Origin of the sequence: Variovorax brevis (assembly GCF_030317105.1) — a bacterium.
GTDB lineage: Bacteria > Pseudomonadota > Gammaproteobacteria > Burkholderiales > Burkholderiaceae_C > Variovorax > Variovorax brevis.
Genome location: NZ_JASZYG010000002.1, coordinates 613,215 through 626,968, shown reverse-complemented (window position 1 = coordinate 626,968; position 13,754 = coordinate 613,215). Strand labels below are relative to the sequence as shown.

The 13,754-nt window shown below is 65.6% G+C and carries 10 protein-coding genes; all 10 read right to left on the bottom strand.

Annotated elements, in window-relative coordinates:
• Positions 1-15 precede the first annotated feature (15 nt).
• Entirely contained in the window at positions 16-1,314 is a 1,299-nt protein-coding gene (locus tag QTI66_RS07585; RefSeq protein ID WP_286558600.1) for an SGNH/GDSL hydrolase family protein, read from the bottom strand.
• Positions 1,315-1,449: 135 nt separating this feature from the next.
• The gene (locus tag QTI66_RS07580) at positions 1,450-2,430 is read right to left on the bottom strand and encodes a Bug family tripartite tricarboxylate transporter substrate binding protein (protein ID WP_286558598.1); all 981 of its coding nucleotides are present in this window, start codon (positions 2,428-2,430) and stop codon (positions 1,450-1,452) included.
• Between the two features lie 20 nt (positions 2,431-2,450).
• Positions 2,451-3,206, bottom strand: coding sequence for an ABC transporter substrate-binding protein (locus tag QTI66_RS07575; RefSeq protein WP_286558596.1), 756 nt, complete (start codon positions 3,204-3,206; stop codon positions 2,451-2,453).
• Between the two features lie 26 nt (positions 3,207-3,232).
• Positions 3,233-5,884 carry an aconitate hydratase AcnA gene (gene acnA, locus QTI66_RS07570; RefSeq protein ID WP_286558595.1) on the bottom strand — a complete coding sequence of 884 codons (2,652 nt, stop codon included), beginning with the start codon at positions 5,882-5,884 and terminating at the stop codon, positions 3,233-3,235.
• Between the two features lie 17 nt (positions 5,885-5,901).
• Positions 5,902-7,215 carry an MFS transporter gene (locus tag QTI66_RS07565; protein ID WP_286558594.1) on the bottom strand — a complete coding sequence of 438 codons (1,314 nt, stop codon included), beginning with the start codon at positions 7,213-7,215 and terminating at the stop codon, positions 5,902-5,904.
• Positions 7,216-7,301: 86 nt separating this feature from the next.
• Entirely contained in the window at positions 7,302-8,354 is a 1,053-nt protein-coding gene (locus QTI66_RS07560) for a lactonase family protein (protein ID WP_286558593.1), read from the bottom strand.
• Positions 8,355-8,814: 460 nt separating this feature from the next.
• The gene (locus QTI66_RS07555) at positions 8,815-9,711 is read right to left on the bottom strand and encodes a LysR family transcriptional regulator (protein ID WP_286558591.1); all 897 of its coding nucleotides are present in this window, start codon (positions 9,709-9,711) and stop codon (positions 8,815-8,817) included.
• A 16-nt stretch (positions 9,712-9,727) separates the two neighbouring features.
• Complete coding sequence (locus QTI66_RS07550; protein ID WP_286558589.1) at positions 9,728-11,683, bottom strand: acyl CoA:acetate/3-ketoacid CoA transferase; 1,956 nt, start codon at positions 11,681-11,683, stop codon at positions 9,728-9,730.
• Entirely contained in the window at positions 11,680-12,615 is a 936-nt protein-coding gene (locus QTI66_RS07545; protein WP_286558588.1) for an alpha/beta fold hydrolase, read from the bottom strand. The genes QTI66_RS07550 and QTI66_RS07545 overlap by 4 nt, the downstream gene beginning before the upstream one ends.
• Positions 12,616-12,639: 24 nt before the next feature.
• Positions 12,640-13,746 (bottom strand): class III poly(R)-hydroxyalkanoic acid synthase subunit PhaC, encoded by a 1,107-nt coding sequence (gene phaC / locus QTI66_RS07540; RefSeq protein ID WP_286558587.1) that lies wholly within the window; start codon positions 13,744-13,746, stop codon positions 12,640-12,642.
• Positions 13,747-13,754 lie beyond the last annotated feature (8 nt).

Sequence of the window (13,754 nt, the reverse complement as noted above, 5' to 3'; positions counted from 1 at the left end):
CGCAGGCCGACTCCCCTACTTGAACAGCTGCAGCGAAACCGACTCGCCCATCGCGCGATACCCGGCGTCGCTGGGATGCAGGTGGTCACCGCTGTCGTAGAGCGGCAGCAGGCGGGACGGGCGGCCCGGATCGCGAATGGCCAAGTCGAAGTCGATCACGCCGTCGTACTCGCCGCCGGTGCGGATCCAGTTGTTGACCGCCTGGCGCTTGCCTTCGCCTTCGGCCGAGTAGTAGCCCGCGCCCTCGAACGGCGGCAGCGTGGCGCCGAAGATGCGCAGCCCTTTTTGGTGCGCGCGGGAGATGAGCAGTCGATAGCCGGCGATGAGTTGGCTGGCCGTCACCGGCTCGGATGACGACAGGGCGCCCTGGCCAATGTCGTTGATGCCTTCGAGCACGATCACATACTTGATGCCGGCCTGGGCCAGCACGTCGCGATCGAAGCGCGCAAGCGCACTGGGCGCAGTGACATTGCGCAGCACCCGGTTGGCCGAAATGCCCTCGTTGGCCACCGCCACCGGGCTGCTCGCGGCCTGCAGCCGCTCCGTCAGCACATTGGTCCAGCGCCGGTTGGTGCCGGCCGCGGAGGGATAGCCGTCGGTGATCGAATCGCCGAGCACGGCGACCGTCGATGCCCCGCTCACCGAAAGAACGTCCACCGCAGTCAGGAAGAAATACGACTGCACGGTGGATGCCACCGGCGGCACGGCCATGCCGGTGTAGTCGCCGAACTGCGAAACGTAGTTGGTCTGCAGCGAAAAGTAGTGCCTGGTGCTGCCAGTGCTCGCATTGGGCAGGTACAGGCTCACCGCGAGATCCGACTGCGCCGGCACGTTGAGTGCCACCGGGTCGCTCAATGCCGGCGCGCCGGCCGGGATGGTGATCGAGTTCGCGCCGCCGAAGGTGAGCGTCCGATCCGACCCCACGGCGACGCCGGCACCCGAACTGCGCAGGCCGACATGCGCGGCGCCGATCACCAGCGGCTGGCTACCGAATTCGTTGGACAGCCGCACGCGCACGCTGGTCCCGCCGCTGCTGACGCGCACGATCTGCCGCAGCGTGGTCTGTGCATTGAACTGGGTATAGGCTGCGAAATCGTTGCCATAGTGCGGCCCGGCGCTCCAGGTCGCGACCCAACTCTCGTCGCTCCAAAGTGCCCAGGCACTCGAGGCGCCGATCACGCCCCACAGGCAGATCGATGTCGCGGCTGCCAGCGCCACGCGCCGCGGCAGGTCCGAACGGCCGGCCGCAGCGGCCCACAAGTGCATGGCGGCGCCGCGGCCATGTGCGCCAAGGGCCTGGACAATGGATCTCATGGCTGCGCTCCTCATGGCGATGGACCTTTGCTGCCTGCCTCGCAGCGGCGAGCGCCGTTTCTACGCCGATTGCGCCAGCGGCGCCCGCATTGGCCCTTCACCATGCATGGTCGGCAGCGAGCCGGCACGCCTGCTTCAGTCGATCCGGATGTCGCGCTCTTTCACGAGTTTGGACCACTTCGCGCTTTCACTGTCGATGAAGGACGCAAACTCCGCGGGCGCTCCACCACCGACCTCGTTGCCCTGCGCCAGGATGCGGTCCTTGACCTCCGCATGGTTGATGGCCTTGACGAATGCGGCATGCAGCTTGGCGACGATCGCGGGCGGCGTTCCCTTCGGCGCGATGTAGCCCATCCAGTTCGACACCAGCACCTGCGGGTAGCCCGCTTCGGCGAAGGTCGGCACATCGGGCATGCTCGCCAGGCGCTTGGCCGAAGTCACAGCGATCGGTCTGATCTTGCCCGCCTGGATGGAAGGCACCGCGGCGCTCGTCTGCTCGAACATCAGGTCGACCTGCCCCGCCAGCAGCGCGTTCGATGCGGGGCCGCCGCCCTTGAAAGGCACGCCCACCATGTCGATGCCCGCAGCGCTTTCGAACAACTCGGCGGACAGGTGATGTGCGCCGCCCGGCCCGGCATTGGCGATGTTCAGGGAACCCGGCTTGGCCTTGGCCGCCGTGACGATGTCCTTGACGGTCTTGTACGGCTTGTCCGCGGGCGTCGCGAGCACCAGCGGGCTCTTTTCAAGCAGCACGATGGGCACGAAGCTCTTGGGGTCGAAGTTGACCTTGGGATAGATCGACGGGTTCACCGCCAGCGGCCCGAAGCTGCCCATGCCGATCGTGTAGCCATCGGGCGCCGCGCGGGCGAGCAGTTCGATGCCGATGTTTCCGCTGGCACCCGGCTTGTTGTCGATGATCACAGGCTTGCCCAGGATGGTGGAAAGCTGCAGCGCGACCAGGCGCGTCTTCACGTCCGTGTTTCCGCCGGCTGCGAAGGGCACGATGATGGTGATGGGCTTGGTCGGGTAGTCCTGCGCAAGCGCCGGGCCGGCGAACAAGCCGGTCGCGGCGGACAGCAGGGCGAGAAGCGCGTTGCGTCGTTGGGTGATGGTCATGAAAGTCTCCTGGGGTTTGATTACGAAGCGAGGGAAATGGGTTTGGAAGCAGGTGCCACCGATGCGCCTTCGATGCCGTGGCGCGCGAGCGCGGCAGCCACGAAGCCGCTGGCCTTCATCTCTTCGACGTACGCCGCGAGGAAGTTGGCGGCCTGCTCGCCGCGGCTGCGGGGGGTTCCCATGGCTTGGCGGATGACCATGAAGCGTTCATCCAGCAACCGCAGGCCGCCGAGCCTGGCTGCGTCGGCTTGCAACTGTTGCCTGACGCCGGCGGCCACGTCCGCCTGTTGCGCCAGGAAGGTGTCGACCACCGTGGGCGATGTCGGCGAGCGAACGATGTGCGCATGGCGAAGTTCGCGCGACAGGAACAAGTCGTAGGCACTGCCCTTGCCAACCACCACCAGGTTGCCTTCGCGGTCCACCTGGTCGTTGCTGTGGATGGGCGAGTCGTCGCGCACCAGGTAGCAGCCTTCGATGAGCACATAGGCGTCGGTGAAAGCGATGTGCACGCCGCGCTGCAGGTCGATGGCGAAGAAGCCGATGTCCGCGCGTTCGTCGGCGACCGCTTCGACCGACTTGCCTGCCGCATCGAACACCACGAGTTCGAGCTCCACGCCCAGGCGCTCGGCAAAGCCCTTGGCCAGATCGACCGAGACGCCCTTCGCGACGCCGGTCGCGGGGTCCTTGCTGGCCAGGATCGGATTGCCGAGGTTGATGGACGCGCGCAGCTTGCCGGTCGGCGTGAAGGCGGAAACGATGTGGGGGTCGAGGGTCATGGCATGAAGTCCAGGTTGATGCGTCGTCAAGCGGTCACCGGCACGCGCGGCGTGCTGCCCGTCTGCGCTTCGATGGTCTTTTTAAGGATGGAAGGGATCACGCCGCCGTCGCGAAGCAGATCCGTCTCCAGTTGGGTTTCGATGGCGGCGATGGCGCGCATGGATTCGACCTCGCCATTGGCCCGAATGACGCAGACACCGATCTCGCAGAGCGGCGCGATGCGCTTCGGATCGGCGTCGATCTCGATCCGGTCTCCCGGCTTCAGTGCCAGCGTTTGCGGATTCACGCCTTCGGGCAAGCGCAACGGAAGAATTCCCATGCCGATCAGGTTCGAGCGGTGGATGCGCTCGAAGCTCACCGCCAGAACGGCGCGAATGCCCAGCAGGCGCTGCCCTTTCGCCGCCCAGTCGCGTGACGATCCGGTGCCGTAGCGCTCGCCGGCCACCAGCACCACCGATTCGCCGGCATCGCGGTAGCGCTGCGCGACGTCCCAGATCGGCTGCACGTCGCCGCTGGGCACATGCAGCGTGTGCGCCACCGGCATGCCGGGCTGGAGCAGGTTGACCAGCGTCTTGCTGTGAAAGGCCGCCCGCATCATCACTTCCCAGTTGCCGCGCCGCGAAGCGAAGACGTTCAGGTCGAGGCGGTCGTCGCCGCGCGCCACCAGGAAGTCCGCGACCAGGCTGTCGGGCGGAATGGCGCTGGCCGGTGAGATGTGGTCCGTCGTGATGTCGTCGCCAACGACCAGCAGGGGATACGCGCTGTAGCGGCCCAGCAGGCTGCCTTCGGTGACCGACGCGAACGGGGGACGACGCAAGGCCGTCGATTTCGGGTCCCACGGAAAGAGCGGCGTGTCGGGCGCTTCGAGCGCATGCCAGGCCGGGTTGCGGGTGGCGATCTTGAATGCGCGTGCGAAATCCGCCGGGTCCGCACCCAAGGCAAGATGTGCCGCGACTTCTTCGCGCGTTGGCCACAGGTCGCGCAGGAACACCTCACGTCCGTCCTGCGTGGTCTGGACCGGCTCGCGGCTCAAGTCGCGTTCGGCGTCGCCGGCCAGCGCGAAGGCGATCACCAGCGGTGGCGACATCAGGAAGCCCAGGTCCAGATCCGGATGCACCCGTCCCGGAAAGTTGCGGTTGCCGGAGAGCGCAGCCACCGGGTGGATGCTGCCGGCAGCCAGGGCTTGGCGAATGACCTCCGGCAAGGGGCCGGGGTTGCCGATGCAGGTGGTGCATCCGTAGCCCACGATGTCGAAGCCGACCGCTGACAGGTCATCGGTCAGGCCCGCGCGGTCGAGATAGCCCGCGGCGGCCGGCGAGCCCGGACCCAGCGAGGTCTTGACCCAGTGCGGCACCTTGAGGCCGAGTCGCCGGGCCTTGCGTGCAACAAGACCCGCCGCGATGAGCAAGGAAGGATCGGATGTGTTGGTGCAACTGGTGATCGCGGCGATGGCCACCGGATGGCGCGGCATCTCCCGGTCAGCCAGCGTGGGCGTGAAGTCGAGCGCTTCGAGCGTGCTGCGCGCCTGCGAGTAATCCAGCAAGTCTTGCGGACGCTTGGGCCCGGCGATGTGCATTCCGACAGCCGACAGGTCGATGTCGATGGTGCGCGTGTAGCGCGGCTGCGCATCGGGGTCGAACCAGATGCCGACGCGGCGCGCATACGCCTTCACCAGTTCGCGCGCCTTGACGCTGCGGCCAGTCGACGCCATGTAGTCGAGCGTGTGCTGATCGATCGGAAAGTAGCCGGTCGTCGCGCCGTACTCGGGCGCCATGTTTGCAACGACCGCGCGCTCACCCGCGCTCAGCGTGGAAACGCCCGGGCCGAAAAATTCGACGAACTCGCCCGACACGCCGATGGCACGCAGGCGCTGCGTCACCGTCAAGGCCAGGTCGGTTGCCAGCGAGCCGGGCTTCAATGTCCCCTTGAGCCGCACGCCGATGACGTCCGGCACGCGCAGCATGGTCGGCATGCCGAACATCACGGTCTGCGCCTCCAGTCCGCCCACGCCCCAACCGAGCACGCCGATGCCGTTGATCATCGGCGTGTGGCTGTCGGTGCCGATCATCATGTCGGGCACCGCCCACAACATGCCATCGCGCTCCTGCGTGGTGACGATGGTCGCCAGCTGCTCCAGGTTGATGGTGTGCATGATGCCGGTCCCGGGCGGATTCACGTTCACGCCGCGCAGCGACTTCGATGCCCAGCGCAGGAAGCGATAGCGTTCCTGGTTGCGGCGGATTTCGTGTTCAAGGTTCAGCGCAGGCGCGTCGGGACGCGCAAAAACCTCGACCGCCAGCGAATGGTCCACCGACACCTCCACCGGCAGACCGGGGTTGAGCACGGACGGATCGACACCGGCTTCTTCGAGCGCATTGCGCATCGCGGCGATGTCCACGAGCGCGGGCGTGCTGGTGGTGTCGTGCATCAGCACGCGGCCGGGCTGGAAGGCGATCTCGGCATCGCTCGACCCTGTTTGAAGCCACTGGAAGATGGCCGCGACCGCTGCGCTGCGCTCGGCGCCTCGCATGTTGCGGACCACGTTCTCCAGCAGCAGGCGCAGCACGACCGGAAGGCGCTGGAGTTCGCTGCCGAACAGCGCCGGCATGTCGACCAGCGCGGCAGTGGTCCCGCCGATGTCGATGAGCCCGACCGGAAAGTCTTGTGTGTTGTTCATGATCAAAAGTGTTGGGCTCAAGCCGCGACCGGCCGGGCGAGGTCCGGCTGCTCATACTGGACGCGCATGAACAGGGTCATGAAAAAGGCGATCACCAGCAAGGCGCTGAGGAAGGCGAGCGCGCCGGTGGCGCTGCTCGACGTGCCCTTGACGACGCCGATCATGTAGGGGCCCACGAAGCCGCCCAGATTGCCGATCGAGTTGATCACCGCAATGGACACCGCGGCCGTCGAGCGCGACAGGAACAGTGTCGGCAATGCCCAGAACGGTGACTTGAAGGCGTAGAGCCCCGACAGCGCGATGCTGATCAGCCCCACCGCGACCACCATGTTGTGCGTGAAGCCGGCCGCCATCAGGGCCACCGCCGCGACGCCCAGCGGAATCGCCGAATGCAGCTTGCGTTCATCGCGCCGGTCCGAACTGCGGGACCACAACACCATCACGGCCGTTGCAAGGATGTAGGGCAACATGGCGATGAGGCCGATCTGCGTGTGCGTGAGCGAGCCCGACAATCCCTTGATGATCTGCGGCATCCAGTAGCCGACCCCCAGGCTGCCGCACTGGTACACGAAGTAGATGAACGACAGGTAGAGCACCTTCTTGTTCTTGATGGCCTCGAACACGCCCAGGTGCTTGACGTTCTTGCGTGCCTTGCGATCGCGTTCGAGCTCGGCGATGAGCCAGTCCTTCTCGCCCTGCGTCAGGAAGCGCGCGTCCTGTGGCTTGTCGGTGAGTCTGAAGAAGCACACCACGCCGAAGATGACGGCCGGGATGCCTTCGAGGAACAACATCCAGCGCCAGCCGCTCCAGTCGAGCCAGTGGATGTTGTCCATGATCCAGGTGCTCATCGGCGCGCCGATGATGTAGGACACCGGAATGGCCGCGGTGAACAGCGCCACCGTCGTGGCCAGTTCCTTCGAGCGAAACCAGTAGGTGAGGTAGACGATGATGCCGGGAAAGAAGCCCGCTTCCGCCACGCCCAACAGGAAGCGCAGGATGTAGAGCTGCGTGGCGTTCTGCACGAAGGCCGACAGCGTCGCCAACACGCCCCAGGAGACGAGGATGCGTGCAATCCACACACGCGCCCCGTACTTGTTCAGCATCACGTTGCTCGGCACCTCGAAGAGAAAGTAGCCGATGAAGAAGATGCCCGAGATGAAGCCGAAAGCCTCGCTGGTCAACGAGAGTTCGGCGTTCATCTGCAGGGCCGCATAGCCGATGTTGGCGCGGTCCAGGTACGAGATGATGTAGAGCAGGAAAACGAAAGGAATGATCCGCCACGTGATCTTGCGGACGATGGCCTTCTCGCCCTTCGCGTCGATGGGTTGCATGCTTGTCTCCGTGAGCCGGTCAGTGCCGGCAGGTTTTGGTAATGGGTTGCGCCCGAGGCTCGGCGCGCGTTGGCTTCTTGCAGGCGTCAGGTAGAGAACACCATGCACACCGGGCTGCCGCATTGCACCGACTGGCCTGTGGCATTCAGGCGGCCGGTGGAGGCATCGACGGAAAGGATCACGATCGAATGGCTTTCCTCGTTCAGCGCATACATCACGCGGCCGTCGGGTGACAGCGTGAAGAAGCGCGGCGTGCGGCCACCGGTGAGGTCGGCCCCGGCAAATTCGGGCAGCCCGCTCGCGGGATCGATGTGGAACACCGCGATGCTGTCATGGCCCCGGTTCGACGCGTAGAGCGTGCGGCCTGTCGGGTCGATCGCGATGCCTGCGGCACGGCTGTTGCCTGTGAACGTTGCGGGCAGCGCCGAGAGAATCTGCAGGGGCTCCAGCTTTCCCGTGCCCGCATCGAAGCGATAGGTCGTGACCGTCGAATCCAGTTCGTTGATGACGTAGGCAAAGGGCTTTTGCGGGTGGAATGCAAGGTGGCGCGGACCCGATCCCTCGCGCGTTGCCACGTCTGCCGCAGGCGCTGGCAACAGCACGCCGCCTTCGAAGCGGAAGCTGAACACCCGGTCCAGGCCCTTGTCCGGCACGACCACGAAGCGGCCCGAGGGATCGAAGGGGTTGAAGTGCGGCTTCGCCTGCTTCTGCTCGATGCGGTGCGGCCCGATGGTTCCGCTCAGGGGCACCAGTTGTGTCAGCGGTGCAAGGCTTCCGTCGTCGGCGACCGGAAGCACGGCAAGGCTTGAACCGATGTGGTTCGTCACCACCAGGAAGCGGCCCGTCGGGTCGAGCGCCAGATGGACGGGGTTCTTGCCCTGCGTGCCCTGCGTGTTCAGGAAGCGGAGTTGGCCGCTCGCCTTGTCGACCTTGAACGCGCTCACTTCCGCTTCGTCGCCATGCACGGTGTAGAGAAACTCACCGTTGCGGCTCAAGGCCAGGAAGGAAGGGTTGACCAGGTCCTTGACGAGTTGCACCAGCTCCAGTGCGCCGGAAGATTCGTCGATCTTGAAAACACTGATGCCATCGCCACGCGCATTGCGTTCACGTGTGGTGCGACTTCCGACATAGGCATGCATGGCTTGTGACCTTGAAAGTGTTGACGATGGGGTCCTCGCGCCGTCTTGTTTGACGCCTGGAGGACTTGTCTTTCCCGTGGATCCAATGCTATGGAACCCAACGCACTTTGAAAATTGAATGATTGCCAAGCGAGCGTTCTCCGATCGAGAACGCTGGGCGTCCTCCTCCGCGCATGAAGCTCCAACTGTGGGGGTGTGCCGAGGGCACTGGGTATCCCCCTCCGCGAATGTCCCCCGCCTTCGGCTCCTCCTTGATTTCGCTGCGGGGGACACCCAGTGCCCTCGGCACGGGACACGCCGCGTTGTGCAAGCGGATCAACCATTGCGCGTCCGGATCAGGTCGGAGGTGTGCTCCCCGCAGCGAAATCAAGGAGGGGCGGGCAGCCGCAGGCTGGCGGCGGGGGACATTCGCGGAGGGGAGTACACCGTCGGCGTGATCCCGCTCCGGACATGAGTCGTTTCAATTCGCTGGAACAGGCTCGCGCAGGTGCTCGATCATGGCGCGCGTCGTGAACGGCATGCTGTCCAGGTCCCGCACGACGATGACGATCTGGCGGTGCGCCCACCCGTCTTTCAGGCGGACAACGCTCAAGCGGCCCAGCTCTTCATGCGCCGCGAGGACGGGCTCAGGCAGCAAGGCGATTCCCAGGCCCGCTTCGACCAGCATGCACATGCATTCGAAGCTGCTGACCTGGATGCGCGGCTCGATGGTCTTGCCGGAGCTTTGTGCCGCCTGCGTCATGATCGACCACAGAGAACTCTCGGCATGCGGCCCGACGAAATCGAAGTCGAGCGCTTCGGCAAAGTGCATCGTCTTTCGCCGCGCGAGCGCATGTCCGCGAGGCACGCCCAAGGCAAGCTTGTCGCTGTGATAGGGCACCGATGCCAGCCCTTTCAAGGGCGTGTGATCGCCCAGGATGCCGATGTCGGCCGCCCCCTCGACCACCGCGCGAACGATGGCGGCGCCGGTGCGCTCTTCCACCTGCAGGCGGATCATCGGATAGCGCACCAGGAAGGACTGCAGCTCGCGCGGCAAGAACTCCACGAGCGCCGACGTGCTCGCATGCAGGCGGATCACGCCCTTGAGTCCGCCCGCGTATTCGCTCAGTTCCCCGCGCATGCGGTGCATCAACTGAAGCACCTGCCGCGCGTAGTGGAGCATCGACTGCCCTGCCGGCGTGAGGCTGACGCCGCGCGCATGGCGCTGCAGCAGCGACGCCCCGGCCAGTTCTTCAAGTTCGGTGATGCGCTTGCTGATGGCCGAGACCGCCAGGTGCTGCTGCTCGGCGGCACGCGTCAGGTTGGCCGCCTCCGCAACGGCGACGAAGATCTCCAGGCTCGTCAGGTCATAGCGCATGGTGTCCCCACCCGGTTCAGTTGGCCAGGCTGACAGTGTCCTTCCTCTGGCTCAAAAAATCCCGCGCCTCCGCATGCGACTCGATGATGCGCGCCGAGACATTGCGCGCTTCCAGGCGCGGGCCGAGCTTCGCGCGCATGAATGCGCTGGTGCTGTAGCGCCGGCCCGTGCTGTAGTACTTCGCCCGCAGCGCGGCCACCATCTCCTCGTAGGCCTCGCTCACCATGTCGTCGAGCTTGAAGCCGTCGTAGTTGACGATCACGTTCACCTTGCGGTCGAACTGGCTGCACAGCGCCTCGAACACCCGGCGCACGCTCTCGATGTCCTCCATGCTGCGGATCACCATGCCCTCGAAGTTGACGAAGAGCGTGTTGCGCCCGGCGTCGTAGGTGAGGCGGTCGGAAAGCTGGAGGTCTTGCAGCACCGCAGCCAGCCCCATCGAGCGGGTGCGGTAGATGCGTGCGTCCATGGTGGCCACGGTGCCGATCACCGGACGGAACGCCATGTGCGCGAGGATGTCGCGCTCCACGTCAATGCCCGGCGCCACCTCGATCAGTTGCAGGCCTTCCGGTTGCAGCCTGAACACGCAACGCTCCGTCACGTAGAGCACCGACTGGCCCTTGGCCGCCCCCTGCGCGCCGCTGAAGGTGATCTGCTCGACCGCATCGACAAACTTGCGCACCTTGCCTTCGGCATGGATGCGCACCTTGCCATCTTCCACCGACACCTCCAGCCCGCCCGCGGTGAACGTGCCCGCGAAGATCAGGCGGCGCGCGTTCTGGCTGATGTTGATGAAACCACCCGCGCCCGCCAGCCGCGGCCCGAAGCGGCTCACGTTGACGTTGCCGACGCGGTCGATCTCCGCCATGCCCAGGCATGCGAGGTCGAGCCCGCCGCCGTCATAGAAATCGAACTGCTGGTTCTGGTGCAGCAGCGCCTGCACGTTGACCGCCGCGCCGAAGTCCAGTCCACCCTGCGGCATGCCGCCGATCACGCCGGGCTCGGCCGTGAGCGTCAGGTCGTCCAGCACGCGCTCTTCGGCGGCAACGGCGGCCACCACCTCCGGCACGCCGATGCCCAGATTGATGACGCCGCCCAGCGGCAATTCGAAGGCGCAACGCCGCGCAATGAGCTTTCGCTCGTCCAGTGGCGGCGGTTCGATCTTGTCCGTCGGCACGCGGATCTCGCCGGAGAAGGCGGCGTTGTAGTCGGTGCCGTAGGTCTGCAGGTGCGATGACGCAGGCGCCAGCACGACGCAATCGACCAGCACGCCGGGCACCACCACGCTGCGCGCATCCAGCGAGCCCGTGGCGGCGATGCGTTCCACCTGCGCGATGACCAGGCCGTTGGCGTTGCGCGCAGCCATCGCGGCCGCCTGCGCGTCCAGCACCAGCGCCTCGCGTTCCATCGTGACGTTGCCGGACGCATCGGCGGTGGTGCCGCGGATGAGCGCTACGTTCACGGGGAAGGTCTTGTAGAACAGCCACTCCTCGCCGTCGATGTCCATCACGCGAACCAGGTCCTCAGTGGTGCGCGCGTTGATCTTGCCGCCGCCGTTGCGCGGGTCGACGAAGGTGCCCATGCCGACCTTGCTCAGGCTGCCCGCGCGGTGCGCCGCCACGTCGCGGTACAAGTGCGAGACGACGCCCAGCGGCAGGTTGTAGGCCTCGATGAGGTTGTCCGTGGCCAGCTTTGCGAGCTTGGGCACGAGCGACCAGTGGCCGCCAATGGCTCGCTTGACCAGACCCGCATGCGCCAGCCGGTTGAGCCCGCGCTCCTTGGCGTCGCCCGGTGCCGCTGCAAAGATCAGCGTGAGGTCGCGGGGGCCCTGCGTTTCGACAAAGCGCTTCTCCAGCGCCTCGATCAGCGCTTCAGGTGTGCCGATGCCCACGAAGCCCGAGCAGCTGACCGCATCGCCGTCGCGTATCAACGCAATCGCGGCATCAGCCGAGACGATCTTGTCTTTTTTCATCGTGCGCTCGCTGCAGTGGGATAGGCGGACCGGACGCGTGCGCCTGCGACACGGGCGTCTACCTCGAGGGGAAAGAGAAAGCTCTTGATGAGCGCGATCTGCGCATCGTCCATCAGGGCCGGCGCGTGGCCGCATCCGGGAACCTCGGCCAGCGTGACCTTGCCCGCCTTGGCGGCCGCACCGCGCCTGAGCATGTCGCGGGTCGTCGCCTCGGTCAGCAGGTCGGAGTTCTCGCCGCGCAGGATGAGCACGGGCATGTCGATCTTGTCCCAGAGCTGCCACAGCACCACGTCGAGGTAGATCGGAATGGCAAAGCGCATGCCGATGGCCGGATCGAAATGAAATCTGAAACCGCCAGAAGGGTCCGGCGTGGCGCTGTGCTGCGCAAGATGTCGCCACTGCGCGTCGGTCAGTTCGCCAAAAGGCGCGTGAATCTCGCGCAGATGGGTTTCCAGCTCATCGATGGATTGAAAGCGCCACTGCTTGCCCAGGTAGCCGCCGATGCGCCGCAGCGCCGACGCGGAGATGCGCGCGCCGAAGTCGTTGAGCACCAAGCGCCTGACGGGCGTGCCGCGCTCGGCCGCCATCAGCATCCCGATATGGCCACCCAGCGACGTGCCGACCCAATCCACTTCTTCGACGTCCAGCCGGGCGATCAGCGTGGACAGGGCCCGCATATACGCGCGGTCGGTGTAGTGCGCCGGCGACGCGAGCCATTCGCTGCGGCCGCGGCCCGGCAGGTCGGGCGCCACGACGCGGGCTCCTTCGGCTGCCAGCGAAGCCGCCAGCACATCGAAGTCCCGCCCCGTGCGCGACACGCCGTGCACGCAAACGATGGTGCGCTCCGCGCGTTCAGGCCCCCACTCCGCATACCCAAGGCTCCGAAAGCCGCCGCGCCCCACCACCGGGACTTCCTTGAGCCGGGGTTGCATCCCATTGCCTCGACGTGCCACGGGCTACCGATCGCGCTTCTTCAGCCAATCGAAGATGCCCTTGCCCAGCACCCCTTGCGACTTGCCGCTGACGAACACGCCCACATGGCCGCCGTCCAGGCCGATCTCCGAATAGTCCTTGCTACCGACGGCACCGCGTAGCGCCTGCGTTGTCTTCGGCGGGATGATGTGATCGTCCTTGGCGAACACGTTGAGGACCGGCATGCGGATGTCCGCCAGATCAACCTTGCGCCCGCCCAGTTCGAACTCGCCGTGGATGAGCTCGTTGTTCTTGTAGAGGTTCACGAGCAACTGTTTCGCCGCCTCGCCCGGATGGTGCGGCCGGTCGGCCAGCCACTTTTCCATGCGCAGGAAGTTGAGCAACTTCTTCTCGTCGTCGAAGGTGTCGAGCAGGCCCACGTTGTATTTTGAGAGGGTCGCGCCGGGCGTCATCTGCGCGAAAACGTAGCTCATCAATTCACCGGGCAGGTTGCCGTTGGCCTCGATCAGGCGATCAACGTCTTCCGCGCTCATGCCGCGGGTCCACAGGTTCATCAGTCCGTGGTTGAGTCGGCCCTCAGCCTGGTCTTGATGGAAGTCGACAGGCGTGATCGTGAGGATCAGATTCTTGATGCGCTCGGGGTACAAGGCCGCGTAGCACAGCGAGAAGATGCCGCCTTCGCAGATGCCCAGCAGGTTGATCGCCGGGATCTCGTGCTCGCGGCAGATGAACTCGATGCAGTCGTTCAGGTAGACGTCGACGTAGTCTTCAAAAGTGAGCCATCGGTCGCTGCGGGTGGGGCTGCCCCAGTCGACGGCGTAGACATCGACGCCCAAGGACAGCAGGTTGCGCAGCATCGAGCGGTCTTCCTGCAGGTCCGTCATCGTGTAGCGGCCGACCTGGCCGTAGGCGACGAGCACGGGAACGCCCAGCGTGTGCTTGGCGGTGGGCTTGTAGCGGTAGAGCGTGGTCTTGTCTTCGCGAAAGACCACTTCCTTGTCAGCCGTGGCGATCTCGACGTGTTCGTCCTTGATCTTGCCGAGCAGCATCTGGCCGCGCGCCATCTTCAGTGTGAAGTCGCTGAACTCGGCGAGCGCTGCGGCAGCGGGGGATTTCTTGAGGGCTGTCATGACGTGGC